We start from the raw sequence: 21531 nt of genomic DNA on the forward strand, positions 1-21531 counted from the left end.
CTCCCATCCGTGAGATGGACAGACTTTCGCGCGGTCTGTCGTGGAGTCAAAACCGTATTTTCACTTCGTCATCGGGAGGTTGCTGCCTATCCCTCCATGCCAAATACTGCTCAAAGGTGTCGAACGTTTCGGGGTTGTCTGGGTCGAATCCTACCCCTTGTGCCTGCGCCATTTCAGCGGGCATGAGACGCACAAAAATGTCGCCAATCTTGACCTCCGCCACGAACCCCGCCTTTGCGGCCCCTTTGCAAATGGCAGTTACTTGGCGAGCGGAAAGGGCGAGCCTTCTGGTCATGGTCGATCCTTGGGGCCTCAGTCTTCAGGGTCGGGCGCAAGTTTGAATTCGTATTGGATTATCTCACTCTCCCTTTGCACTTGCTTCTCGCAAGCGAACTCTAGGAAGCGCCAGCGATTGGCCGCGAGCATAGTTATTGCAACGGGCAGCATGTCGTTTGGCATGAGGATGGAAGCCTCATAACCTCCGCGTATCGTGTAGAGTGCACCCACGGACCTTATTTTAAGCCGCTCTTCTTCCTTTTGCTTGGGGCCGAACAAGACTCCCACGTCAACGGGGAAGCCAGCCTTGCCTGGCCCGTCCGATTTTACGACCTTGCATTGGATTTCGAGCGTCTTGCTTTCGGAAACAGGATCAGGGTCAGGGTCGCCCTCGAAACTTCCTAGAGACAGGGAGTAGTCCCACTTCCAACTCTCAATCGTCATCGGAAGGAAGAAGGCGAGACGGCCGCCCCCGATACGATGCCCAATTCGCACTTTGTCCACGTAAGGCGCCCAATTAGCTGACGGGAGCGCTAGGTTGCGCCACACGGCAGCCTAGCTCGGCATCCGTCACCCTATAAGTGGCGGAGTTTTTTGCAATCTCGGTCCCAGTTGGTTGTGTTGCCAGCGCTGAACAATTGCGACGGCGAACAAGATGGACAGGCTTTCGCGCGCTCTCTTCTGAAGCCGATTGGCGCGGGGCGCTTCGAAGAAGTCTTCTATCGTGAAATAGTCGGGCACGTAGGGCCGCGTGTCGCTCGGCACCAACTGCACCCAAAGTTGCGGCTGGTCTATGTCGAACACAAACTGCCAAGTGCTGCGTGCGTCCGCCGCGATGTCACAAATTGCAAGGCCCATGGGTCATCTCCTTTTGAGGGAGACTGCATTGGCCCTTGAAGCTTAGCTATCGCAAGAATTGGCTATTGACGCAGGGACGAAATGCCGGCGGCATGGAAAACGGCTTCCGCAGCAGCGATGCCACGCCGGATATCTTCGGGGGAAACTCCCCCGATTCTCAGGTGCAATCCCATCAGGGCCTCCATCACGGATGCCCATACGTTAGCGTGATGTGAATTGACTCCGCAAGGCATCTGTTCCTATTTCGTTCTCATGCCGCTGCTCACAGAATTCCCATCCGATAAGGTCATCGTCTCGTGCGAAAAGTGCGGGCTGCGGAGGCAATACGACAGGGATGCCATGGTGCGTACGGGAGGAGACCGCACGCTGGCTCACCTGTTGGATGAAATTGTCGCCCGCGTTGGGTGTCCTAAGGCCAACAGCCTGAGTGTCTACGAACGGTGCGGCGCCAAATATGAGGAGCTGTTGGCACTGTTGAAGGGGCGGCGGGAAGAATGACCGCTGCGAAGAAACGCGAGAACGCGAAGCGTTGGCATATCCGCAAGAACCTGCCGCATCAGGTGGCGCTCCCGAATGACCTCTGCTGCATGGAGAACTATGACCTGATTGCAGCCTTCTGCCGCCAGTTCGAAACGGAACCGATGCTGCTGCATGTCATGGCGAAATGGCCCAACGGCAAAAGCGAGGATTATCGGCTCTATTGCTTCGCGACCCGCGCCGATTCCGAGGTGTTCGCGGCCCATTTCGAGGGCACGCTCTTCGATCCAATCAAGGACCGCGAAAAGGGTAAAATCAGCGGCGCCTGGCTACGAACCGATGAATGGAAGCCGATAGATCGATGCGGCCCCTTGGAGTTGCCGCGCTTCTTCCGAGAATATGGGCGGTAGCTAGTCAACGTGGGCTCTGTGTAATGAACAGGTCACTACGCGCACATAGAGGCGGTTTAGTTGTTGATCGATAGCGGGCAGAGTTGAACGGCGCCGATGGTTATGGCGACGGCGGAGCCCAAGCAATCATAGTAGCAGATCTTGTTCATGCCACTCACCTGTTCTCCGGTCTTAAAGCACACCGCAGCTACTTGATCCGATGCCGGCGTGGACTGGTTTGGTACAGGCGCAGTGGTCGCAAGGGCGACAAGAAGAGCAATCATTACAACCCCCTCATTGCAGTAGCCACAAACGGCTTGTGTGCTTCTTTGTCGTAAACGGGACGCAAGAATTCTTCAATGGCTTTCCCCTGGGTCGTCTTAATGCCTCCCCCGTATAAAAGAGAGTGGGTGCAAACTCACACAGAAGCCCGCCAGCGCTAGTTAGGGCAGTGGCAGGCCTCTGGTGAATCGGCATCACCCAATCGCCTCTCAGCGGGCGGGTATGGCGGAAATGGTGGTGTTAGTCTGGTTGGTGGAAGGGCGCAGGCTCGCAGGAGAGACCAAGAGCACCGCGACAAGGCCTATTGCACCGGCCAGGGCGAGAACGTGCAGGGTTTTCTTCATCGGGGCTAGATAGGTGCGGCTGGGGCCACAGCCAAGATTTTTCTGACATCACATCGCGCGTAGTCGGCGTGCTTCCCACGGCTCAAGAAAATCGCCCTGCCACATGCCGCGCCGATCTGCCTTGGCCTCGGCCTGGTCTGCTGCATAGGCTCCCCGGCTGTAGCGCTTCCAATCCAGCGCATACCCATTGCGGACAAGCCAGCGGGATACGCTCTCACCGTCTGCCCTGTAGCAATCCCCCACAAAGCGCTTGTAGCGGTCGCGGCTGTGGTACTCGCACCTTGTCGGGCGGGACGCGGCCAGGAACTCATGTAGGGCATTGGCGGCGGCCTGTCCGCATCTGTAGGCCTTGCCGTTGCCATCGTGGCAGACCTGCCAGCTTTCGGGGGCGTCCACGCCATTGAACCGGATGCGCTCGCCGGCAATCTCTACCGTGTCGCCGTCGACAACCGACGCGCGACCGATGACGGGGCCTTGTGCCGCAACGGGGGCGAGGCTCAGCAATACCGCCAGCACGGCCAGTGATGTTTGAGGCATCATCAGCCGACTTGCCGAACCGTTGAAAAGACGTGGCTGGCGAAGTCTTCTAACTCACGATCGATCACCTCGTCAGACAGTGCAGCCGCTCGCATCTGCGACCGCATTCCCTCGATGACCTGGCGCCAATAGTGGTCGGCACCCTTACCGGTTTTCTCAGACAGGACTTGAGCCGTGCGCCGGATCTTGCCAACTCGCCGACTGGTCGGGAACGGGATGACTTCACACGACACTGTGGGCATGCCCCATCCCCCTACGGTCGTTGGCCCATAGGCCATAATCTATATAGCACTTCGGAAACACGAAGTCGGTTGATCTGTTGTTTTCGTTGCGGTTTTTGACGTGTCGGGACATTAGCCAGCCCTTCGCACTTCGGGTTCCCGAAGCGGGCGCACTTCGCCTTCCCGAAGCGAGCTTTTTTTCGCGGCACGCTTGGCCCGCATCTCGTCCCGAACGGTTTCGGTCCACATTTTGGCAGTATCGCGGGTGCAGGCCTTCCAATCGTTCGTAGCCGCCGCGCCGTCATGGGTGCCCGTCAACGTGAGGCGGTAGCTATTCGGGTGCGCTGTTCCATTGCCAGCCCTGCCCCTAGATACCTTTATCAGGCCCTTGAAAGCCAACTCGTCTATGGCGTCGGCTATAAGCTCCGATGTCACCCCGTAGTCAGTGAACTGCGCATGGGTGACAATGAGCCTGCCGTTTTCCGTTCGGCCATGGCGCAGGTGTTCGATGATAATGCGATAGAACACCTTTGAAGCGTTAGGGCTCAGGGTTCGGAAAGCCATCGATTCCAGCAACTCGCAGGAGATAGGCATCCACGCGCCTTGGTCCCTGGGTGCGCCAGTGTTGCGCAATACCCGGCCAAGGGCGGTTCCTTGCTCGGTCCTGCTATGGTCGCGTGGGCTGAATTTTGCCATCGATGTTGATCTGCCTTTTGGTCAGGAACTACCCGACTCAACTTCTGGCGAATGCAAATGATGCATGGCTCAGTCTGGATTTTTTAGGCGGACACCAGCCCCGCCACCATTCTTCGGGATGAACACAACGCCAGCGTTCTCCAAAGCGGATTGCACCGTTTGGACGTTCGCCGCCGAACTGCGCGCGGGACCGATCTGGTTGTCTTCCATGCGTCGGATTGTGGTCAACGACAGTCCGGTGGCCTGCACTAGGTCCGGCTGCGACCATTCCAAAAGAGCCCGTGCAGCCCTGATTTGCTTGGCATCAATCATTGTCAGCTCCCCTGCGCTTAGGCCATAAAGGTGCATACGTAAACATTTACATATCATGAATGGACGAAAAGTGTTGACGCCATGCGATGTAGATGCTTAGATATAGACAGAAAGTGTTTATGGAGCAAGGGGCGTACCTGCTATGTTCTCGCGTTCGGAAATCATGTCAGCAGCATGGGCCATGTATCGCCGCCACTTCGCAGCCCGGCCTAGCCTGACCTTCAAACTCAACCGCTCTGATTTTGGGTTCTACCTCGCCACCGCGTGGCGGAACGCCAAGGCAGCCGCCATGACGGTTGCAGAGCGCCGCAAGGAAGCTGTGGCCAATCAGATTGAGGCCTTGAGCTTCAAGACGCTGCGGTATGACACCGCCCCAATGCGCCGAGCGCTGGAAGGCCAGATGTCCGCGTTTTCGGCCTAGGCACGCAGCGCCCAACCTTAACAAAACTCAACATCAGGGAGACAAGACAATGTCCACGCGCAAGGTGGCAGCCGCCGAAGGCATGCCCGAAATCAATCGCCGCACCGCTCTTGTTGCCGGCGCAAACCTCGCCCTCTCCAGCGCCATTATTGGGTTGGCGGTTTCCCCTTCCGAGGCTGTCGAGCCAGAACACCCATGGGTGAAGGCCCGGAGGTTGGCCCGCGAACTCTCCAATGCACTGGCGCAATGCGATGAAGGCCGCTCAATGGCCTACATCTACCCGGCGTCTGCGGGGTATCACAGCAACATACTTTTCGGAGACATGGGGGGCTCAGCCGAGCACCGGCTAGAGTTCCACGCCAAGGCCTATTCTATGGCGGCCCGCGATATCGACCCCACGGCAACGTCGCTGTGGATGGGCCGGGCTGTCGATGACAGCAACCCGCAGCGCTTCAATGTCGTCGTCGTGCGGGAGGGTTGACCATGGGCAACGTTGTGGCACTGGCCAACTACATTGACCGCCCCCGCGCCGATGTGCTCACTGACTACATCAGGCCGGTTGAGGCTTGGGCAGAAGGGTGGGCGCGCTTCAAGATGTGCGACCATCAACGCGAAGTGGCTTGGTGGGCCTACCGACTGGCAGAAGCCATCCACGGCAAGAATAGTCTGGAAGCGATCCAGGCCCGCCGCTACCGCGTCACCGTTGAGAGGGCTTGGGAGCACGAGGCCGTCAAGCTTCTGTTCGTCGCAGCTCCCGCCGTCCGCTTCCTTAGGTGGAAAGAGCGGATTGCGACGGGAAACCGCTGGTGCCCCGAAGTCGAGGCCGCCTTAGAACGAGACCGGCAGGCTTTCGCGCATCGTATTGAGGGGCAACGCAAGGCCGCTGCTACGCGCCGTGGCAGGAAGGCGGTGCACTCATGAGCCGCTTTATTCCCCAAGAGGACATGACCGCCGACCAAGTGATGCAATGCAGCTACGAAGCTGCGGCCATCATCCGCCTGTGCGAGAGCGCGGCTTGGGCCATCCAGAATGGCGGCGATTCCACCGAGTTATCCGACGCCATCGGTGCTGGGCTGCGAACCGCGCATGAACTGGTCGGCGTGATGCACGACGCCCTAGCGCGCCACGAAGGGAAAGGCGGTGAAGCATGAGCGCGCAAGCAATGAGCATCACTCGCCGTCTATTCCTTCGAAACACCGCCGCCGCATCGGCTGCCGTTGCGACCGTTGCCGCCCCTGCTGTTGTGGAGGCTGCCACCACCCCGCCCGTGTCGGGCATGGACCGTATCAAGCTGGCGCTTGATGAACTTCGGGCGGCGATGGACGACCATGTATCGCCCCAAGAAGGCCCGTGGGATGTGGTCTTGAATTGTGACCGTCGCCGGAAGGTCACGGCTATTTTGGTCGGCGGCAAGGTGTTTTTTGAAAGCGTCGATGCAGGGGACGCCTCCAGGGGCGGTGCGATATGACCGCCCGCCGTGCGCACATCAATCCTACTCGCCGCAGCATTGAGGATGAGATTGAGCGGCTGATTGCTATGCTCGACGCATTCGAGCCCGAGCCGGACCTAGAGCCCTATTTGGGGTGGACGGCGGGAGAGGCCGCGAACGAGGAGTATTCGCCCGAAGGCTTGGCCGACCTTGAGGAACAGCACGACTTGGAAATGAACGACTATGACGGCGAAACGTGCCAGTGGGCGCTAAGCCAGGACGTGCCGCAGAGTGGCCCGAAATGGCATGGCCTCCCGGTGGGGAGTTAAAACCCGAAACCGCAATGTTTACAGTGTCTTGGCCGTTTTATAATGGGGCGAAAATGGTGGCTGGTGCATACTAAAATAGATTCCAAGTAGTATCGCCAGCCCCGCATTCACCTTCGCCCCATTGAAAATCAATGGGTTAAGTCAATTAAATGGCTGGTAATGGGTCCGAGCATCCTTTGCAAAAGTAGCAAACAAGTAGCAATGCCCGGACTACCAGTTAGCTCGAAAAGCCATTATCTTTCCAAGGGTTTGACGCCGGTTATCCGGCCACCAGTCAGATCGACAAGCCCTTGATGCCGCTCGCCTAAAGTAGGCTCGAATAGGCACCGCCGTTCGATTTTAATCAAACAAAATCAAGCGCATTTCATTTCGGCACCGTAACGATAAGAAGGCGACATTAGAGCGACACATGCAACGCGCACTCTGACGACATTTCGGAGAAGGCGCAGATGCCAAATGCCTACAGTCCCCGGACACTCGCGCTGGAATGGCAGTGCTCTGAGCGGCACATACGCAACCTGATCGAGCGAGGTGAACTCAAAGCGTTTCACCTAGGCGGCAAGCTGTTGAGGATAGAGGCCGCAGAGGCCGAGGCTTTCAAAGCGCGAAACGCTACCATCCAAGAACCCGCGCTATCCGAGACCGCACCCAAGGCGGACGAAGCCCCTCCTCAGCCGAAAAGGAACCGAGCTGCCCGGCTCGATTACCCGTTGCGCCAGCTCAAGGCGACAAAGACCTAGGCGGTTGGAAGTGCGGGTTGTGTGTTTCCCCGCATCATTGACTTTTCCGCTAGGTGAGGGCTTGCTTATATTTGGGTAGGGGGGAAGTCATGAAAAGAGCAGCAGCGCTGGCATTCATGTTACTTGCCGGGTGTCAGGGCGTGGATGGTGAAACCTACATGGGCGTTCCAGGCTCGCCCGCGTGGTTCAGCACTGCATCGCCAAATACCATCGCGGCCTATTTTTCGAAGCGCTGCACAGCGTACGGATTTCAGCCGGGAACGCCGGAAATGGCGCAATGCATCCAAAACGAGGCAGCCTCGTCAAGGATGGCTTCGGCGCAGAGGTCGGCTGCGATAGCGAACGCTAATGCCGCATTCCAAGCCAACGCGGCAGCCAATCGCCCACGATTTACCTCCTGCAATCGCTTCGGAAATTCGGTCAACTGCACATCATACTGAAGCGGTACGGCGCGCTCATGCCCTTGATGACCCCAGCACAAGCCGCAATCGAACTCGGCATATCGGGCCGCCAGTTGCGCGACCTAACCGCAGATGGCGCAATCCCGTACATCGATGTTGGGCGGGGAAAGCGCGAGGCTAGGCGGTATGAGCCGTCCGACATCGAGGCGTTCAAAGCAGAGAGAAGAAGGATTGCAGGCCCGCCTGTCAGCAGATTGGGTCAGAGACACACAGCTAAGCCACCCGCGCACAGGGTGTACGACATTCAGGAAATACTAGCGAAGCGTCAAAGCGAAAGGCTGAAGCAGTCGAGCGAGAAGCGTGCAGCCCGCAAAGCCAAAGCCGACAGTTCGAAGACTGGGCAGGTTTCGTCCCGGCGGGTAGAACGACCTATGCGGGCGGGAGCGTAGGCGGCTTGGGCTGTTCGCATGCCTGATAGTAGAACGCCATGTCCGCTATCATCGCCTTGCGCCCATTCACCTCGGCAAACCGGAAATGGAACGTTGAGGGGTTCCCGGCGCCGTGTGGATCGGTAAATGAAGCCCGCTTCACGTTAGGAAGGCCCTCAACCCCAAAGACGATGAATTGAAAGCTCGCAGCGCCATCACCAGGGAAGTGCACTAACAAATCGGCGCCGTTGTCCTGTATCCATGAATCCGGGTCTGTCTCGTGGACATACCACCGGCAATCCTCTGCATGAGCGGGGAGTGCGAGGGCGGCCAAAGCCCCAAGCACGAGAAAGCCACGACGCAACATTTGCCTGCACCCCTGGCTAGGAAAGGCATTCCAGAACGGGCCTTTCGTCAGGAAATCTAGTTCACCCGGCTTCGGGCTTCAACTGCGGTGCTGCAACTTGGTTAAGTGGGGAAGAAAGTGGGGAGCGGGCGCGGGTTTTTCAAAAGGCGCAGCAAAATCAATTTGGTAGGACAATCCGCTGGTGGAGCTGAGGAGGATCGAACTCCTGACCTCGTCATTGCGAACGACGCGCTCTCCCAGCTGAGCTACAGCCCCGTCCAGCGGATGGCCGCATTTATTGGCTGCGCGCGGCTTCTGTCAAGCGGCACGTGACGCAGGGGCGACATGGCCTGCGCCACCAACCGTGGTGGCAATCGCAAGGCTTTGCTCCCGTTGCTTGACCAGGTCCTTTCCAGCGCCGGCATTCATCCTTCGCCGGGAGGACCTTTGCTCCGTGGTCTTGCTCAGGCCTGATCCTTCGCGGCGCATTCGCTCGACCTCGGCGCCTCGATCGATGCGGCCAGACGACCGGGGCTTGCCGCAAAAGCGTGCAATGGCTAAATGTCGGCAACACATTGGAGAACGGCATGCTCGCCCTCATTCAGACGATCGTTCTGGCCCTCGACCTTTACTGGTGGATCATCATCGCCTCGGCGATCTTCTCCTGGCTCTATGCCTTCAACGTCGTCAACTCGCGCAACCAGTTCGTCGGCACCATCGGCAACATGCTGTTCCGCCTGACCGAGCCGGCGCTGAAGCCGATCCGCCGCTTCATGCCCGATCTTGGCGGCATCGACATTTCGCCGATCATCCTTTTGCTGCTGCTGTTCTTCGTGCGCCAGTTCATCCTGACCACCGTGCTGCCGCTCGTCATCTGAGCAACCGGCGGTGTCCGGCTTCTTCAGGGAATGCCGTGACGGTGTCGAGTTGTTCGTGCGGCTGACGCCGCGTGCCGCGAAGGATGCGGTCGAAGGTATCGAGACGACCGCCGACAGGCGCAGCCGTCTTTCGGCGCGCGTACGCGCCGTGCCCGAAAAGGGCGAGGCCAATTCCGCGCTGGAAAAGCTGTTGGCTGCGTCGCTCGACATGCCCAAGAAATCGATCGCGGTGATTGCCGGTGGTACCTCTCGGCTGAAGACGGTGCGGGTTGCCGGTACGCCGGGCGACCTCGAACCCAGGCTCGCCCGGCTGGCGGGACGAAAAGACTGAGATCTCTGGATCGAAGGGCTGCCGCGCGGCATACTCGCGGCCAGCGGCGTGACGCCGCCGGCGGGGCCGATGTGGCCATCGCCCATCCCCGGGGAGGCTAAGATGCGCAGGCTGGTTCTCGCAATCGCGCTGGTGGTGCCGTGGCACATGGCGGCGGCGGAAGAAATCTCGAGCGCCTATACCGAGATCAGGGCCGAGCAGGATTGCGTCACCTACGAGAAGGCCGGGGCCGACGATGGCGATTTCGCCAATTTCGCCTGTCCCGGATATCGCGGATATCCGGTGCTGATGTTCACCGGCGATCTCAGGGTGTCGATGTTCTACGGCTTCCCGCCCGCCAAGCTCGACGGCGTGCCGTGGCAGAGCTTCGGCACCTTCAACTCGACCGGCGGCAAGATCGAATGGCGCATCTCAAGTCATGACGGGCTGTCGGTGCCGTTCGCGACCATTCACCGCTGGTACGTGCAGGACGAAGCCAGCGAGGCCAAGCAGATCGAAGTGCTGGTGGTGGCGAAGGTCGGCCAGCCGGGCAAGGCGGATGGCTGCGCGGTCGGGCTGGTGCTGGCGACAGGAAAGCCCAATGCCAACGACCTGGCACGCAAGATCGCCGACGAGCAGGCCCGCGATTTTGCCTGCGGGGCCGATGAGCGCGTGCTCATCGGCGAGCTCATTCCCGAATTCATCTCGGTCGACAAGGCGGCGAATTAAGGCGCGGACGGCTGGACCACCCGCGCCCGGGATTTGATCGGCTACGGCTCGGAGCGAAAGGCCTCAGGCCTTCTGCTTGGCGCGCTCGATCGCCTCGACGATCATCTTCTTGGCGTAGGCGGCATCGTGCCAGCCTTCGATCTTGACCCACTTGCCGGGCTCGAGATCCTTGTAGTGCGCAAAGAAGTGCTCGATCTGCTTGAGCGTGATCTCGGGCAGGTCGGTGTATTCGAACACGTCCTCGTAGCGGCGGGTCAGCTTGGGCGAGGGCACGGCGATGACCTTCTCGTCCTGGCCGGCATTGTCTTCCATCACCAGCACACCGATCGGGCGCACATTGATGACGCAGCCGGGGATCAGCTGGCGGGTGTTGCAGACCAGCACGTCGATCGGATCGCCGTCGCCGGAAAGCGTATGCGGCACGAAGCCGTAGTTACCCGGATAGTGCATCGGGGTGTAGAGGAAACGGTCGACCACCAGCGTGCCGGCTTCCTTGTCCATCTCATACTTGATCGGCTGCCCGCCAACGGGCACCTCGACGATCACGTTGACGTCTTCGGGTGGATTCTTGCCGATCGCGATTGCATCGATGCGCATGAGGGAAGCTCCAGATTAAAGGTGCCTCCCGATAAACGCGTTGGGCCGCGTGTGCAATGCAATATTGATTCGACCAAAGGTCAGTGGCGGGCCCAACAAGCCTGCCGCGCCGGGGTCACTCCCAGACGAACGCGACTTTCTTCAGCGCTTTCTGGTCGAAGACTTCGACGCCCTCGGCGATGTCGCGGCCGCCGGCACCGGCATAGAAGGACAAGGCGTTCTCGTTTTCCTCGAGCGCCCAGACCACCATGCCCTTGAGGCCGTGGTCGGCGAGGCGCTGGCGGGCAGCAGCAAACAGGCGGCTGCCGAGGCCGATGCCCTGGCATTCGGGGCGCAGGTAGAGTTCGTAGATCTCGCCCTGCTGCTTGAGTTCGCGGGCGCGGTTGCGGCCGAGCGTGGCATAGCCGGCAATCTTGCCGCCGATTTCGATGACCAAAACGGTGGCGGCGCGACGGATCGCGTTGGCCCACCATTCGCCGCCACGGCGGTTGATCATGGCGGTCAGGGCGCGGTGCGGGATGATACCGGAGTAGGCGCCGCGCCAAGCTTCGTGATGCACTTCGGCGATGGCATCCGCGTCGCGGGGCTCGGCCTTCCTGATGTCGATTGTCAGCGTGTTCATAGTTTCTTAACCATAAACCGCGTTTCGGCCGTTGCAAAGAGTCCGCCGACGCGCTGGCCGGCCTTTCACAGGATTGGGAACGAGATCGGCGCCCAGTGTGTCCGAATGGACTCAGCAGTCGGCGCTTGACGCCGGACGCGTCAGATTTCGACGAGGTGGTCGTCGAGTTCGTTGACGTCGGTTGTCGACACGGGGAAATGCCGGGACAGCAGGCCGCCGACAGTGGCGATGGCCGCAACGAAACCGTCGGCGAGGCGGTTGTCGCGGGCTTGGGTGGTGAGATCGCGGACGATGCCGTCCCAGGTGTCCTGCGGCACCTTGGCGTTGATGCCGGCGTCGGCGACGACTTCGGCATAGCGCTCGGCAAGCGAAACGAAGATCAGCACGCCGGTGCGTTCGCTGGTCAGATGAACGTTGCGGGCGAGGAACTGCCTGAGCGCATTGGCATGGGCCGCGCGCCAGAGCAGCCGGCGCGGCACCAGCCAGAGGCGCAAGCCGGGCAACCACCACAGCAATGCGCAGGCGGCGGCGACCGCCAGCAACTGGACGACGACGAAGTGCGGCAGCCGGACCGCGACCCACCAATATTCGAGCGCGAAAGCCGCCGCGAGGCTGACGAGAAGGATGCCCAAAGTGACGGCGAAGGCCGCGGCGAAGAAATAGCCGTCGCTGCGGCGGGCGACGACGCAGTAGATCTCTCCCGACGTTTCGGCTTCGGCAGCACGGATAGCCGCTGCGATGCGTTCATGGTCGCCGGAATTGAGGGTAGCTTCAGCCATTTCGTCCTACCAGCTTCCCGAAGAGCCGCCGCCGCCGGAGGAGCCACCGCCACCGGAAAAGCCGCCCCCACCCGACGACCATCCGCCGCCACCGCCGCCCGAAGACCAGCCACCTCCGCCCGACGTCCAGCTACCGCGAGACGAGGAGCCGGAGCGCTGGTTGTAGTTGAAGGTCATGCCCAGCCATTCGTAGCGGCCAGGACCCAGCTTGCGGCCATAGATGCGCGGCAAGATGGCCATGGCCATGCCGCCAAAGAACAAAGCTGCCCACAGTGCGATGAAGACGAAAAAGATGATGTCGTCTTCGCTCATGCCCGACAGGCCGGTCTGCTCGTTGCGTTTTGCCCGCGCCTCGAGCTCGGCACCTTCACCCTCGACCACCATGACGATATCGTCGACGGCGCTGGAGATGCCGCCGGAGAAATCGCCACCGCGAAAGGCCGGCACCATGGTGTTTTCGATGATCAGCTTGGTGTGCAGGTCGGTCAGCACGCCTTCGAGGCCATAGCCGACCTCGATGCGCATGCGCCGGTCGTTGGGCGCGACGAGCAGCAGCACGCCGTTGTCCTCGCCGGCCTGGCCGAGCTTCCAGGCGCGGAACAGGCGGTTGGCGTAGGGCTCGATTTCCTCGCCGTCGAGGCTGGGGATGGTGGCGACGACGATCTGGTCGGAAGACTTCTGCTCGAAAGCCTGGAGCTTCTGGACAAGTTCGGCCTCGGTGGCGGCATCGATGATGCCGGCATCGTCGACGACGCGACCGGTGAGGGCGGGTAACTCGGCGGCGACGGCGGTTACTGGAACCCACAAGAGAAGAACGAGGGCAGCAAGGGCAAGGACGTGTCTGAGCACCCCCCTCTGGCCGGCCGGCCATCTCCCCCGCAAGGGGAGAGATCAGCCGGCCGCACGGCCCGCGCCAATCAAAAAATTTGAAAGGTCAGCGTCACAGCCGACGCTGCCAATCTCTCTCCTTGCGGGGGAGATGGCCGGCCGGCCAGAGGGGGGTGACCAGACGCCCGCGCTCAAGATCATTTCTGCAACTTTACCGGAGAGGTCCAGCGATGCTTATCGTCCTCACCCGCCCTGCTTGGTGCCGAAGTTGACCTTGGGCGCCTCAAGCTTGTCTTCGGCGACGGTGAAGTTCTGGAACGGCTCGTTGCGGAACCAGAAGGTGTTCCAAAGCATCGCCGGGAAGGTCTTGAGCGAGGTGTTGTAGACGCGAACGGTCTCAATGTAGTCGCGGCGGGCAACGGCGATGCGGTTTTCGGTGCCTTCGAGCTGCGCCTGCAAGGCGAGGAAGCTCTGGTTGGCCTTGAGGTCGGGGTAGTTCTCGACGACGGCGAGCAGGCGCGACAGCGCGCTGGTCAGGCCGGCCTGGTTTTCCTGGAAGGCCTTGAAGGCATTGGGGTCGGTCAGCGTCTCGGGCGTGACGGTGACCTGGGTGGCCTTGGCGCGGGCCTCGACGACGCCTTCGAGCACATCCTTTTCATGCGAGGCGTAGCCCTTCACCGTTTCGACCAGGTTAGGGATGAGGTCGGCGCGGCGCTGATATTGGTTTAGCACCTCGCTCCATGCGGCCTTGGCCTGCTCTTCCTGGGTCGGGATGGTGTTGTAGCCGCAGGCCGACAGGAACGGCACGACAAGCATCAAAACGAGAAACGCCGGGAGAAGGCGGAAAGAAGGAAGTGCCGGCGAAGCTTGCATCTGCATTGGAATGTCCCCTCGACAAAGCGACTGATAGCACAGCATTATCACAAACATGCGCGGAGAAAACCGTTCGCGCCATGGCGATGATGCCGGGAGAGTTTTGACGATGGCTTCGCCGAGAGACAGCGACGGCGAAAAGGAATCCCGCCGCATCCTCGACCGCATCGCGCGCGAGAGCGATCCCGGCGGCGCCTCCTTCGTGGCGCGCAAGGCCGACGAGATGCGCAATCATCTCGCAGCCGCCGATGTCGACAAGGCCGACCCGATCGAGCATCTGGGAACGCGTATCGGCCGCATCCTCGGCTTCGTGCTGACGGTTGGCCTGGTGCTGTGGCTGATCAACTATCTCGTTCGAGGCGGATGACTTCATGACAATTCAAGCCGAGACAGCCGCGCCACGCGCGGTGATCGTCGTGTCGAGCCATGTCGCGCGCGGCTCGGTGGGCAACCGTGCGGCGGTGTTCGCGCTGGAAACGCTGGGGCACCCGGTCTGGGCGGTGCCGACCGTCATGCTGCCGTGGCATCCCGGCCATGGCCGGGCTACGCGCATCGTGCCGCCGACCGAACAGTTTTCCGCCTTCATGGCCGATCTCGAACGGGCACCGTGGCTGGGCGAGGTGACGGCGGTGCTTTCCGGCTATCTCGGCGAAGCCGGCCAGGTAGAGGCGGTGGCCTCGCTGGTCGAGACGGTGAAAGCGAAGAACCCGAAGGCGCTTTACGTCTGCGATCCCGTCATCGGCGATTCCGGCGGGCTCTACGTCGCAGAGGCGCTGGCGTCCGGCATTCGCGACCGGCTGCTGCCGCTGGCCGACATAGCCACGCCCAACCGCTATGAACTGGAATGGCTGACTGGCACCAAGCTCGACGACATGCGGGCGACGATGGCGGCAGCGCTGGCGGCACCGCCTCCGACCATGCTGGTGACTTCGGCCCCGGCGATGATGGCTGGCGGCACCGGCAACCTGCTGGTCACGCAGACACAGGCGCTACTGGCCGAACATCGCACTGTCGAACGGCCTCCGAACGGGCTTGGCGACCTGAGCGCCGCCGTGTTCCTGGCGCGACTGCTGGCCGGCCAGCCGGCGGCCAAGGCGCTGCAATCTACCACTGCTTCAGTCTATGAGATTCTCGCCCGCACGTCGAAGCGCGGCGGTGACGAACTGCAGCTCGAAACCGACGCGCAGAGCCTGTCGCATCCGATGGCGATGGTCGAATTGCGCACGCTGATCCACCCCTCCAGGAGCCGCAAGGCGTGACGATTGCCGGCGTCGACGGCTGCAAGGCCGGCTGGATCGCGGTGATCCGCAACGACGCCGGGACGTACGCTCAAGTCTTCGGTAGCTTCGCAGAATTGCTGGCGGCGATGCCCGATGACACTGTGGTGTCGGTCGACATGCCGATCGGCCTGCCCGATTTCACGACCAAGGGCGGGCGTGGGCCGGAGGCGCTGGTGCGACCGTTGCTGGGTCAAAGGCAATCGAGCGTGTTTTCGATTCCGTCGAGGGCGGCGGTCCATGCCGAGGCGGCAGCCTTCACCGATATCGAGGCCTGGTATGCCGCCCATCGCCGGTCGAGCGACGTGGCGATGCAAACGTCGGAGCCGCCGCGCGGCGTGTCGATCCAGGCGTTCGGTATCTTTTCCAAGATCCGCGAGATCGATGCGCTGATGATCGCCCGGCCGCAACTGCGCGGGCGGGTGATCGAATCGCATCCTGAGGTGGCGTTCTGGCGGCTGAACGGCGGACAGGCGATGGGCCTGCCGAAGAAGATCAAGGGCAGCGTCAATCCCGCCGGCATGGCAGAGCGCAAGACGTTGCTGGCACGCTGCGGTCATGAGCGCAGTTTTCTCGATCAGGCGCCGCCGCGCGGGGCGGCGACAGACGATTTCCTCGACGCCTGCGCGATGATGCTGATTGCCGAGCGGCATCGGCGCGGAGAAACGGTGAGTTTTCCGTCGCCGCCCGGGCGGGATAGCCATGGCATTCCTGTCGCGATCTGGGTTTAATGCCGTCATCCGACACGGAGGCGTGCGATGAGACCCATTCGTGCGATGGCGGCGGCCCTGGCGTTGCTGGTAACTGTCAGTGCGGTTGCGCAGGAGAGCATCGTCGACCGCTGGTATGCGGCGCTGCTCAAGGCTGACGGGGCGGCCCTTTCGGAGCTGCTGGCCGAGAATGCCACGATCCGGCTCGACGACATCGGCGTGACCCAGAGCAAGCAGGAATTTCTCGCCTCGATGGACGAGTGGCAGTCGGCCGTGAAGGGCGCCACGATCCGCCACAAGATCGAAGCGGAGATGGGCGACACGGTGGCCGTGCGCACCTGCTACGACTTCCCCAACAACGACATGACGATGCGCGAGACCTTCACCACCAAGGACGACCTCATCGTCGCCAACACGCAGATGACCATCGGCGAGAATTGTGACGGGTTCTGAGGCTATTTCAGGCGGGTCATCAGCGCCGGCTCGGGCAGCCGGCGCCAGGTCAACCATGACAGGATGGCAGTGAGGCCCATCAGCGGAATGACGGTGGCCAGCGCGTTGACCGGATCGCCCATCCAGGCTGCGGCAGCGCCGCCGACCATACCCGCACCCATCTGGAAAAAGCCCATCATCGCCGAGGCAGCGCCGGCATTGCTGGGGAACGGAGCAAGGGCTGCCGTCATCATGGCCGGCATGACCATGGCAATGCCGAAGGCGTAGATGCCGACCGGAACCATGACGCGCAGGAAAGTGGGTTCGTAGGTCCTGAGCACGATGGCCATGGCAATCGAGCCGACGGCGACGAAGAACAGGCCAACCGGCACCATGCGTGCCGCCCCGTAGCGCGGCATCAGCCTGCGCATGATCAGGGCACCAGCCATGAAGTTTGCCGTCTGCATCAGCATGCCGACGCCGAACTGGGTGGCGGTCAGGCCGACACGGTCCATCAGGATGAAGGCAAGCACCGTCGCTTGCGTATAGATCGCACCGGAGGTTCCGGCGATGACCAGGCTGCACAGGACGAAGTAGGGGCTGCGCAGCAGCGAGCCGTAGGAACTCGCGAGTGCTGCCGGGCGGATGCGGCCGAGATCGCGCGTCACCGTTTCGCGCAGGGCGAAGATGGCGACCAGCATGACGACGATGCCGAGCAGCACCATGACGATGAAGATGGCGTGCCAGCCGAAGAATTCCATGGTCAGGCCGCCCAGTGTCGGGGCGATTGCGGGGCCGAGCGCCAGCAATATGCCGATCATGTTCATGATGCGGGCAGAGCGCTCGCTGGTGAAGACGTCGCGGACCACCGCGCGCGCCACCGAAACGCCGACTGCGGCACCAACGCCTTGGAGGAAGCGTGCGGCGACCAGTGTCTCGATGTTGGGCGCGACCAGTGCAAGCACCGATGCGGCGAGATAGATCGCCATGAAGACGAGGGTGATCGGACGGCGGCCGAAACCGTCGGAAAGCGGGCCACAGACGAGCTGGGCGAAGGCGAAGCCGCCGAAATAGAGCGACAGGGTCATCTTGACCGCCGCCTCGGTGGTGCCGAAGGCCTGGACGATCTCGGGCATGGCCGGGGTGAAGAGCGCGAGCGAGATCGGGCCGATGGCGACCATCAGGCCGCCGATCAGGGAAACCCGGCGTTCGCTCATGATCGGAGCGGGGGCGGCTTCCAGCGGTTCGGCAGCAGCGGCAACGTCGGGACGCATGTTCATGCCGCCGTGCTTTCGGTCGACTGGGCTTCGGAGCGGGAGGTCAGCAGATTGGCGCGGGCAGCCCTGAGGGCAACGAGAAGGCGCTGCCAGTCGTCGGGATCGATACCCTGCGCCGCGTCGCTGCGGATGCCGGCGGCGATGGGTTCGATCTGCGCAACAACGGCTGCGCCCGCGTCGGTCAGCGTCACGAGCTTGGCGCGGCGATCGGCCGGGTCGGGCTGGCGCGCGACATACCCCTTGCCTTCGAGCCGGTCGACAAGACCGCTCAGCGTCATCGCCTCGATGCCGAGACGCTCGGCGAGAGCGGTCTGGCGGATCGGGCCGGCACGGCGGACATTGAACAGGACGCGGCCCTCGCCGGTGGTCAGGCCAAGGCCCGCTTCTCCGGTACGGCGGTCCATCTCGGCGCGGATGATGCGCGACAGGTCGTTGACGATGAAGCCGAACGTGTCTGTTTCGCTGCTGGCGGGCATATTAATAAGCAATCCTTATTATATGGCTTGCTTAGTTTACCATGGGCGGCGAGTCAATGCGGTTGCGCAGCTTCCGGTCCGGCCCTACATCGAAGCGTCCGCACCGAATGCCAATCGAGGAAGCCATTCCATGTCCGTCAGCCCAAAAATCGATCTCGCGCGTCATCCGCTGACCCATTGGGCCGGGCCGCTTGGCCTGCCGGATTTCACCAGGATCGAGGACGGCGATTTCGGGCCTGTGTTCGACACGGCACTTGCGGCGCATGCCGCAGAGGTCGACGCGATCGCGGCCAACGCCGAACCGGCAACGGTTGCCAACACGCTCGAGGCGCTGGAGTTGGCAGGCGTCGCGCTCGACCGTGTCTCGTCGATCTTCTGGTGCCGGGCCGGTGCCCATACCAACGATGCGATCCAGGCGATGGAGCGCGAGATCTCGCCGAAGATGGCCCGCCACTTCTCGGCCATCTCGATGAACGAGAAGCTGTTCGCCCGCATTGACGATCTCTACGCCCGCCGGGCGGCGCTCGGTCTCGATGCCGAGACGCTGCGGGTGCTCGAAAAGACCTGGAAGGGTTTTGTCCGCTCCGGCGCCAAGCTCGACCCCGAGGGCAAGAAGCGGCTGGCCGCCATCCAGGAGGAACTGGCGTCGCTCGGCGCCAAGTTCGGCCAGAACGTGCTTGCCGACGAAAAGGAATGGGTGCTGTTCCTCGACGAGGAGGATCTTGCCGGCTTGCCCGAATTCGTGCGCGGCGCGATGGCCCAGGCTGCCGAGACGCGCGGCCAGAAGGGCAAATATGCCGTCACCCTGTCGCGCTCGATCTATGAGCCCTTCACCACCTTCTCCGAGCGGCGCGACCTGCGTGAAAAGGCCTTCAGGGCGTTTGCCGGACGTGGCGAAACCGGCGGTGCGACCGACAATGCCGGCGTGGTGCGCGATACGCTTCGCCTTCGCGCTGAAAAGGCGAAGCTGCTGGGTTACGACAACTATGCGGCGCTGAAGCTCGACGACACCATGGCCAAGACGCCGAAGGCGGTGATGGAACTGCTCGAGCCTGTCTGGAACAAGGCGCGCGAGAAGGCTGCCGCGGACGAGGCCGAACTGCAGCGGCTGGCGGCAGCGGCTGGCAGCAACGACAAGCTCGCCGCCTGGGACTGGCGCTTCTACCAGGAGAAGCTGCGGGCGGAGAAATATGCCTTCGACGAGGCCGAACTGAAGCCCTATCTCCAACTCGAAAAGATCATCGACGCCTGCTTCGACGTGGCGACGCGGCTGTTCGGCGTCACCTTCAAGGAAAAGCCGGGCATTGCCGCCTGGCACCCGGATGCCCGGATTTTCGAGGTGTTCAACGCCGACGGCAGCAAGCGTGGCCTGTTTCTGGCCGACTATTTCGCGCGGCAGTCGAAGCGTTCCGGCGCCTGGATGAGTTCGTTGCAATCGGGCCACAGGCTAGGCAAGGGCTCGACGCCCGTCATCTACAACATCATGAACTTCGCCAAGCCGGCGGCAGGCGAGCCGGCGCTGCTGTCGCTCGACGAGGCCAAGACGCTGTTCCACGAGTTCGGCCACGCGCTGCACGGCATGCTCACCGACGTCACCTGGCCGTCGGTGTCGGGCACCTCGGTCAGCCGCGACTTCGTCGAGCTGCCGTCGCAGCTCTACGAACACTGGCTGACAGTGCCGGCGGTGCTCGAAAAGCACGCGCTGCACTACAAGACCGGCAAAGCGATGCCGAAGAAACTGCTCGACAAGATGTTGGCGGCCAAGACGTTCGGCGCCGGCTTCGCCACCGTAGAGTTCACCTCGTCGGCGCTGGTCGACATGGCTTATCACGCGCGTCCCGATGCGCCGGCGGAGCCCGCGGCCTTCGAGGCGGAGACGCTGGAAAAGCTCGGCATGCCCGAAGCCATCGTCATGCGCCACCGCACGCCGCACTTCCTGCATGTGTTCTCGGGCGAGGGCTATTCGGCCGGTTACTACTCCTACATGTGGTCGGAAGTGCTCGATGCCGACGCTTTCGCCGCTTTCGAGGAGACGGGTGACGCCTTCAATCCGGCGATGGCCGAAAAGCTGCGCAAGCACATCTATTCGGCCGGCGGCTCGGCCGACCCGGAAGAACTCTACAAGGCCTTCCGCGGCAAGATGCCGTCGCCCGAAGCGATGATGGAAAAGCGCGGCCTGACCTGAATCTCCTGAGCTAACGCGGATCCCGAAGGCAGATGGAACTACCAGCAACATTGCGGGCGGCGGTCGACCGTGCACTGGAAGGCGTGCCGCTCGCCGAGTTGCAGCGCGCCGCCGACACGCTGTCCTTGCGCTATCGTGCCGAGACGCGCGATGGGCGCCTGCACCTGTCCGACGAGATGTTTGCGCGCGCCTATCTGGCGACACGGCTGCCGGCGACCTTTGCCGCCGTGCGGGCGAGCCTCGAGAGCGCGGCTGAGTTGGTGCCGGAGTTCGCGCCGAAAAGCCTGCTCGATGTCGGTGCCGGACCGGGAACGGCACTTTGGGCAGTTTCGGATTGCTGGCCTTCGCTATCGCAAGCCCTCATGCTGGAGGCCAGCCAGTCGATCCGGAAGGTCGGCGCGGAGCTTTCCGCACATTCAGGCGTCGATAAGGTCGAATGGCGCGCGGCAGATGCCTCCAAGAGCTTCGAGGCGGAAAAAGCCGATCTCGTCACCTTGGCCTATGTGCTGGACGAGCTGTCGGCCGCGGAAGGGCTTGCGTTGGTCGAGCGGCTTTGGGCTGCCGCATCGGGACTGCTGGTGATCGTGGAGCCGGGCACGCCGGCCGGCTGGCGGCGCATGATGGTGGTGCGGTCGCGGCTCATCGAGCTGGGAGCACATCTGGTGGCGCCTTGCCCGCACAGCCAGACCTGCCCGATCGTCGAGCCCGACTGGTGCCATTTTTCGCGGCGCGTGGCGCGCTCGCGCCTGCATCGCCTGACCAAGCGCGGCGACGTGCCGTGGGAAGACGAGAAATACATCTTCCTTGCAGCTTCACGGGCGCCAGTTGAACCCTTTGCCGCCCGGGTGCTGGCGCCGGCGCGCGGCGGGTCGGGGAAGGTCCAGCTCAAACTCTGCCAGGCCAACGGTTCGGTGGAGGAGAAGCTTTTGACCAAGCGCGACGGCGAGCTGTTCAAGACGGCGCGCCGGGTCGACTGGGGCGACATTTTGTAACCTTGCGGGGGCACGGAAAATCAGTCGATTTGTCCGCCCCCCTTTCGCATTTGCGAAAAAAGCTGTAAGAGCCCGGCCAC

The 21531-nt window shown here is 62.1% G+C and carries 33 protein-coding genes and 1 tRNA gene; 19 read left to right on the forward strand and 15 right to left on the reverse strand.

All coding sequences use genetic code 11. The features are described 5' to 3' along the window. Positions 1-46: 46 nt before the first annotated feature. The 3 genes from O1Y97_RS05405 to O1Y97_RS05415 form a co-directional block, all read right to left on the reverse strand. The gene (locus O1Y97_RS05405) at positions 47-295 is read right to left on the reverse strand and encodes a hypothetical protein (RefSeq protein WP_318763368.1); all 249 of its coding nucleotides are present in this window, start codon (positions 293-295) and stop codon (positions 47-49) included. Positions 296-312: 17 nt separating this feature from the next. Then, entirely contained in the window at positions 313-780 is a 468-nt protein-coding gene (locus tag O1Y97_RS05410; protein ID WP_318763369.1) for a hypothetical protein, read from the reverse strand. A 66-nt stretch (positions 781-846) separates the two neighbouring features. Then, positions 847-1134, reverse strand: a complete 288-nt coding sequence (locus O1Y97_RS05415; protein WP_318763370.1) for a hypothetical protein — start codon at positions 1132-1134, stop codon at positions 847-849. Positions 1135-1628: 494 nt separating this feature from the next. Here O1Y97_RS05415 and O1Y97_RS05420 point away from each other — a divergent pair, with 494 nt between their 5' ends. After that, positions 1629-2021, forward strand: a complete 393-nt coding sequence (locus O1Y97_RS05420; RefSeq protein WP_318763371.1) for a hypothetical protein — start codon at positions 1629-1631, stop codon at positions 2019-2021. Positions 2022-2674: 653 nt separating this feature from the next. Here the strand turns inward: O1Y97_RS05420 and O1Y97_RS05425 are convergent. The 4 genes from O1Y97_RS05425 to O1Y97_RS05435 all read right to left on the reverse strand — a co-directional run bounded on the left by O1Y97_RS05425 (position 2675) and on the right by O1Y97_RS05435 (position 4392). Continuing rightward, positions 2675-3166, reverse strand: a complete 492-nt coding sequence (locus O1Y97_RS05425; protein WP_318763372.1) for a thermonuclease family protein — start codon at positions 3164-3166, stop codon at positions 2675-2677. Continuing rightward, entirely contained in the window at positions 3166-3441 is a 276-nt protein-coding gene (locus O1Y97_RS26260) for a DUF6074 family protein (protein ID WP_404801247.1), read from the reverse strand. Before O1Y97_RS26260 ends, O1Y97_RS05425 begins: the two co-directional genes overlap by 1 nt. A gap of 75 nt (positions 3442-3516) precedes the next feature. Beyond that, complete coding sequence (locus tag O1Y97_RS05430) at positions 3517-4080, reverse strand: hypothetical protein (RefSeq protein WP_318763373.1); 564 nt, start codon at positions 4078-4080, stop codon at positions 3517-3519. Between the two features lie 69 nt (positions 4081-4149). Further along, complete coding sequence (locus O1Y97_RS05435; RefSeq protein ID WP_318763374.1) at positions 4150-4392, reverse strand: helix-turn-helix domain-containing protein; 243 nt, start codon at positions 4390-4392, stop codon at positions 4150-4152. A gap of 142 nt (positions 4393-4534) precedes the next feature. Between O1Y97_RS05435 and O1Y97_RS05440 the strand changes: the two genes are divergently transcribed. From O1Y97_RS05440 to O1Y97_RS26265, 9 genes are all read left to right on the forward strand, one after another. Next, positions 4535-4813 carry a hypothetical protein gene (locus O1Y97_RS05440; RefSeq protein ID WP_318763375.1) on the forward strand — a complete coding sequence of 93 codons (279 nt, stop codon included), beginning with the start codon at positions 4535-4537 and terminating at the stop codon, positions 4811-4813. A gap of 49 nt (positions 4814-4862) precedes the next feature. Then, positions 4863-5294, forward strand: coding sequence for a hypothetical protein (locus O1Y97_RS05445; RefSeq protein WP_318763376.1), 432 nt, complete (start codon positions 4863-4865; stop codon positions 5292-5294). A 2-nt stretch (positions 5295-5296) separates the two neighbouring features. After that, the gene (locus tag O1Y97_RS05450; protein WP_318763377.1) at positions 5297-5734 is read left to right on the forward strand and encodes a hypothetical protein; all 438 of its coding nucleotides are present in this window, start codon (positions 5297-5299) and stop codon (positions 5732-5734) included. Beyond that, positions 5731-5964, forward strand: a complete 234-nt coding sequence (locus tag O1Y97_RS05455) for a hypothetical protein (protein ID WP_108679422.1) — start codon at positions 5731-5733, stop codon at positions 5962-5964. The genes O1Y97_RS05450 and O1Y97_RS05455 overlap by 4 nt, the downstream gene beginning before the upstream one ends. Beyond that, positions 5961-6281 carry a hypothetical protein gene (locus O1Y97_RS05460; RefSeq protein WP_318763378.1) on the forward strand — a complete coding sequence of 107 codons (321 nt, stop codon included), beginning with the start codon at positions 5961-5963 and terminating at the stop codon, positions 6279-6281. Before O1Y97_RS05455 ends, O1Y97_RS05460 begins: the two co-directional genes overlap by 4 nt. Next, positions 6278-6571 (forward strand): hypothetical protein, encoded by a 294-nt coding sequence (locus O1Y97_RS05465; protein ID WP_318763379.1) that lies wholly within the window; start codon positions 6278-6280, stop codon positions 6569-6571. The genes O1Y97_RS05460 and O1Y97_RS05465 overlap by 4 nt, the downstream gene beginning before the upstream one ends. Before the next feature lie 449 nt (positions 6572-7020). After that, positions 7021-7311 (forward strand): hypothetical protein, encoded by a 291-nt coding sequence (locus tag O1Y97_RS05470; protein ID WP_318763380.1) that lies wholly within the window; start codon positions 7021-7023, stop codon positions 7309-7311. Positions 7312-7400: 89 nt separating this feature from the next. Further along, a complete protein-coding gene (locus O1Y97_RS05475) occupies positions 7401-7751 on the forward strand; it encodes a hypothetical protein (RefSeq protein ID WP_318763381.1) in 351 nt (116 codons plus the stop codon). A 26-nt stretch (positions 7752-7777) separates the two neighbouring features. Further along, complete coding sequence (locus O1Y97_RS26265) at positions 7778-8161, forward strand: helix-turn-helix domain-containing protein (protein WP_404801268.1); 384 nt, start codon at positions 7778-7780, stop codon at positions 8159-8161. A 525-nt stretch (positions 8162-8686) separates the two neighbouring features. On the opposite strand, the gene O1Y97_RS05480 is transcribed toward O1Y97_RS26265, so the two are convergent. Beyond that, positions 8687-8762 (reverse strand) — tRNA-Ala (locus O1Y97_RS05480). Between the two features lie 311 nt (positions 8763-9073). On the opposite strand from O1Y97_RS05480, the gene O1Y97_RS05485 reads away from it, so the two are divergent. The 3 genes from O1Y97_RS05485 to O1Y97_RS05495 all read left to right on the forward strand — a co-directional run bounded on the left by O1Y97_RS05485 (position 9074) and on the right by O1Y97_RS05495 (position 10403). Next, positions 9074-9364: a YggT family protein gene (locus tag O1Y97_RS05485; RefSeq protein WP_055975475.1), complete on the forward strand. Its 291-nt coding sequence runs from the start codon at positions 9074-9076 to the stop codon at positions 9362-9364. Between the two features lie 10 nt (positions 9365-9374). After that, positions 9375-9695 (forward strand): DUF167 family protein, encoded by a 321-nt coding sequence (locus tag O1Y97_RS05490; RefSeq protein ID WP_318763382.1) that lies wholly within the window; start codon positions 9375-9377, stop codon positions 9693-9695. 102 nt (positions 9696-9797) lie between these two features. Further along, positions 9798-10403 (forward strand): hypothetical protein, encoded by a 606-nt coding sequence (locus tag O1Y97_RS05495; RefSeq protein ID WP_318763383.1) that lies wholly within the window; start codon positions 9798-9800, stop codon positions 10401-10403. Positions 10404-10466: 63 nt separating this feature from the next. Here O1Y97_RS05495 and ppa read toward each other — a convergent pair whose 3' ends face one another. The 5 genes from ppa to O1Y97_RS05520 all read right to left on the reverse strand — a co-directional run bounded on the left by ppa (position 10467) and on the right by O1Y97_RS05520 (position 14108). Further along, entirely contained in the window at positions 10467-11000 is a 534-nt protein-coding gene (ppa, locus tag O1Y97_RS05500) for an inorganic diphosphatase (protein WP_108606355.1), read from the reverse strand. A gap of 115 nt (positions 11001-11115) precedes the next feature. Further along, the gene (locus tag O1Y97_RS05505) at positions 11116-11622 is read right to left on the reverse strand and encodes a GNAT family N-acetyltransferase (protein ID WP_055975030.1); all 507 of its coding nucleotides are present in this window, start codon (positions 11620-11622) and stop codon (positions 11116-11118) included. A 140-nt stretch (positions 11623-11762) separates the two neighbouring features. After that, on the reverse strand, positions 11763-12401 hold the full coding sequence (locus tag O1Y97_RS05510; RefSeq protein ID WP_318763384.1) for a TPM domain-containing protein: 639 nt from the start codon (positions 12399-12401) through the stop codon (positions 11763-11765). Between the two features lie 6 nt (positions 12402-12407). Next, on the reverse strand, positions 12408-13250 hold the full coding sequence (locus O1Y97_RS05515; protein ID WP_318763385.1) for a TPM domain-containing protein: 843 nt from the start codon (positions 13248-13250) through the stop codon (positions 12408-12410). Positions 13251-13472: 222 nt separating this feature from the next. After that, positions 13473-14108, reverse strand: a complete 636-nt coding sequence (locus tag O1Y97_RS05520; RefSeq protein WP_318763386.1) for a LemA family protein — start codon at positions 14106-14108, stop codon at positions 13473-13475. A gap of 103 nt (positions 14109-14211) precedes the next feature. Between O1Y97_RS05520 and O1Y97_RS05525 the strand changes: the two genes are divergently transcribed. Genes O1Y97_RS05525 through O1Y97_RS05540 form a run of 4 tightly spaced genes read left to right on the forward strand, consistent with a single transcriptional unit; the run spans position 14212 to position 16542 of the window. Beyond that, on the forward strand, positions 14212-14469 hold the full coding sequence (locus O1Y97_RS05525; protein WP_055975022.1) for a hypothetical protein: 258 nt from the start codon (positions 14212-14214) through the stop codon (positions 14467-14469). A gap of 4 nt (positions 14470-14473) precedes the next feature. Next, the gene (pdxY, locus tag O1Y97_RS05530) at positions 14474-15361 is read left to right on the forward strand and encodes a pyridoxal kinase PdxY (protein ID WP_318763387.1); all 888 of its coding nucleotides are present in this window, start codon (positions 14474-14476) and stop codon (positions 15359-15361) included. Continuing rightward, positions 15358-16110, forward strand: coding sequence for a DUF429 domain-containing protein (locus tag O1Y97_RS05535; protein ID WP_318763388.1), 753 nt, complete (start codon positions 15358-15360; stop codon positions 16108-16110). The genes pdxY and O1Y97_RS05535 overlap by 4 nt, the downstream gene beginning before the upstream one ends. A 27-nt stretch (positions 16111-16137) precedes the next feature. After that, the gene (locus O1Y97_RS05540) at positions 16138-16542 is read left to right on the forward strand and encodes a nuclear transport factor 2 family protein (protein ID WP_318763389.1); all 405 of its coding nucleotides are present in this window, start codon (positions 16138-16140) and stop codon (positions 16540-16542) included. Between the two features lie 2 nt (positions 16543-16544). On the opposite strand, the gene O1Y97_RS05545 is transcribed toward O1Y97_RS05540, so the two are convergent. Further along, a complete protein-coding gene (locus tag O1Y97_RS05545) occupies positions 16545-17801 on the reverse strand; it encodes a multidrug effflux MFS transporter (RefSeq protein WP_108606360.1) in 1257 nt (418 codons plus the stop codon). Continuing rightward, complete coding sequence (locus tag O1Y97_RS05550) at positions 17798-18274, reverse strand: MarR family winged helix-turn-helix transcriptional regulator (protein ID WP_108606361.1); 477 nt, start codon at positions 18272-18274, stop codon at positions 17798-17800. The genes O1Y97_RS05545 and O1Y97_RS05550 overlap by 4 nt, the downstream gene beginning before the upstream one ends. Before the next feature lie 130 nt (positions 18275-18404). Here O1Y97_RS05550 and O1Y97_RS05555 point away from each other — a divergent pair, with 130 nt between their 5' ends. Next, a complete protein-coding gene (locus O1Y97_RS05555; protein WP_318763390.1) occupies positions 18405-20459 on the forward strand; it encodes a M3 family metallopeptidase in 2055 nt (684 codons plus the stop codon). A 32-nt stretch (positions 20460-20491) separates the two neighbouring features. Then, entirely contained in the window at positions 20492-21451 is a 960-nt protein-coding gene (locus O1Y97_RS05560; protein ID WP_318763391.1) for a small ribosomal subunit Rsm22 family protein, read from the forward strand. The last annotated feature ends 80 nt before the right edge of the window (positions 21452-21531 follow it).

Source organism: Aminobacter niigataensis, assembly GCF_946995915.1.
Lineage (GTDB): Bacteria > Pseudomonadota > Alphaproteobacteria > Rhizobiales > Rhizobiaceae > Aminobacter > Aminobacter niigataensis.

Excerpts from the sequence above, each read along its gene's own strand:
- O1Y97_RS05405 (WP_318763368.1), bottom strand. The coding sequence starts at position 295 with ATGACCAGAAGGCTCGCCCTTTCCGCTCGCCAAGTAACTGCCATTTGC.
- O1Y97_RS05415 (WP_318763370.1), bottom strand. The coding sequence starts at position 1,134 with ATGGGCCTTGCAATTTGTGACATCGCGGCGGACGCACGCAGCACTTGG.
- O1Y97_RS05420 (WP_318763371.1), top strand. The coding sequence starts at position 1,629 with ATGACCGCTGCGAAGAAACGCGAGAACGCGAAGCGTTGGCATATCCGC.
- O1Y97_RS05425 (WP_318763372.1), bottom strand. The coding sequence starts at position 3,166 with ATGATGCCTCAAACATCACTGGCCGTGCTGGCGGTATTGCTGAGCCTC.
- O1Y97_RS26260 (WP_404801247.1), bottom strand. The coding sequence starts at position 3,441 with ATGGCCTATGGGCCAACGACCGTAGGGGGATGGGGCATGCCCACAGTG.
- O1Y97_RS05430 (WP_318763373.1), bottom strand. The coding sequence starts at position 4,080 with ATGGCAAAATTCAGCCCACGCGACCATAGCAGGACCGAGCAAGGAACC.
- O1Y97_RS05435 (WP_318763374.1), bottom strand. The coding sequence starts at position 4,392 with ATGATTGATGCCAAGCAAATCAGGGCTGCACGGGCTCTTTTGGAATGG.
- O1Y97_RS05440 (WP_318763375.1), top strand. The coding sequence starts at position 4,535 with ATGTTCTCGCGTTCGGAAATCATGTCAGCAGCATGGGCCATGTATCGC.
- O1Y97_RS05445 (WP_318763376.1), top strand. The coding sequence starts at position 4,863 with ATGTCCACGCGCAAGGTGGCAGCCGCCGAAGGCATGCCCGAAATCAAT.
- O1Y97_RS05450 (WP_318763377.1), top strand. The coding sequence starts at position 5,297 with ATGGGCAACGTTGTGGCACTGGCCAACTACATTGACCGCCCCCGCGCC.
- O1Y97_RS05455 (WP_108679422.1), top strand. The coding sequence starts at position 5,731 with ATGAGCCGCTTTATTCCCCAAGAGGACATGACCGCCGACCAAGTGATG.
- O1Y97_RS05460 (WP_318763378.1), top strand. The coding sequence starts at position 5,961 with ATGAGCGCGCAAGCAATGAGCATCACTCGCCGTCTATTCCTTCGAAAC.
- O1Y97_RS05465 (WP_318763379.1), top strand. The coding sequence starts at position 6,278 with ATGACCGCCCGCCGTGCGCACATCAATCCTACTCGCCGCAGCATTGAG.
- O1Y97_RS05470 (WP_318763380.1), top strand. The coding sequence starts at position 7,021 with ATGCCAAATGCCTACAGTCCCCGGACACTCGCGCTGGAATGGCAGTGC.
- O1Y97_RS05475 (WP_318763381.1), top strand. The coding sequence starts at position 7,401 with ATGAAAAGAGCAGCAGCGCTGGCATTCATGTTACTTGCCGGGTGTCAG.
- O1Y97_RS26265 (WP_404801268.1), top strand. The coding sequence starts at position 7,778 with ATGACCCCAGCACAAGCCGCAATCGAACTCGGCATATCGGGCCGCCAG.
- O1Y97_RS05485 (WP_055975475.1), top strand. The coding sequence starts at position 9,074 with ATGCTCGCCCTCATTCAGACGATCGTTCTGGCCCTCGACCTTTACTGG.
- O1Y97_RS05495 (WP_318763383.1), top strand. The coding sequence starts at position 9,798 with ATGCGCAGGCTGGTTCTCGCAATCGCGCTGGTGGTGCCGTGGCACATG.
- ppa (WP_108606355.1), bottom strand. The coding sequence starts at position 11,000 with ATGCGCATCGATGCAATCGCGATCGGCAAGAATCCACCCGAAGACGTC.
- O1Y97_RS05505 (WP_055975030.1), bottom strand. The coding sequence starts at position 11,622 with ATGAACACGCTGACAATCGACATCAGGAAGGCCGAGCCCCGCGACGCG.
- O1Y97_RS05510 (WP_318763384.1), bottom strand. The coding sequence starts at position 12,401 with ATGGCTGAAGCTACCCTCAATTCCGGCGACCATGAACGCATCGCAGCG.
- O1Y97_RS05520 (WP_318763386.1), bottom strand. The coding sequence starts at position 14,108 with ATGCAGATGCAAGCTTCGCCGGCACTTCCTTCTTTCCGCCTTCTCCCG.
- O1Y97_RS05525 (WP_055975022.1), top strand. The coding sequence starts at position 14,212 with ATGGCTTCGCCGAGAGACAGCGACGGCGAAAAGGAATCCCGCCGCATC.
- pdxY (WP_318763387.1), top strand. The coding sequence starts at position 14,474 with ATGACAATTCAAGCCGAGACAGCCGCGCCACGCGCGGTGATCGTCGTG.
- O1Y97_RS05540 (WP_318763389.1), top strand. The coding sequence starts at position 16,138 with ATGAGACCCATTCGTGCGATGGCGGCGGCCCTGGCGTTGCTGGTAACT.
- O1Y97_RS05545 (WP_108606360.1), bottom strand. The coding sequence starts at position 17,801 with ATGAACATGCGTCCCGACGTTGCCGCTGCTGCCGAACCGCTGGAAGCC.
- O1Y97_RS05550 (WP_108606361.1), bottom strand. The coding sequence starts at position 18,274 with ATGCCCGCCAGCAGCGAAACAGACACGTTCGGCTTCATCGTCAACGAC.
- O1Y97_RS05555 (WP_318763390.1), top strand. The coding sequence starts at position 18,405 with ATGTCCGTCAGCCCAAAAATCGATCTCGCGCGTCATCCGCTGACCCAT.
- O1Y97_RS05560 (WP_318763391.1), top strand. The coding sequence starts at position 20,492 with ATGGAACTACCAGCAACATTGCGGGCGGCGGTCGACCGTGCACTGGAA.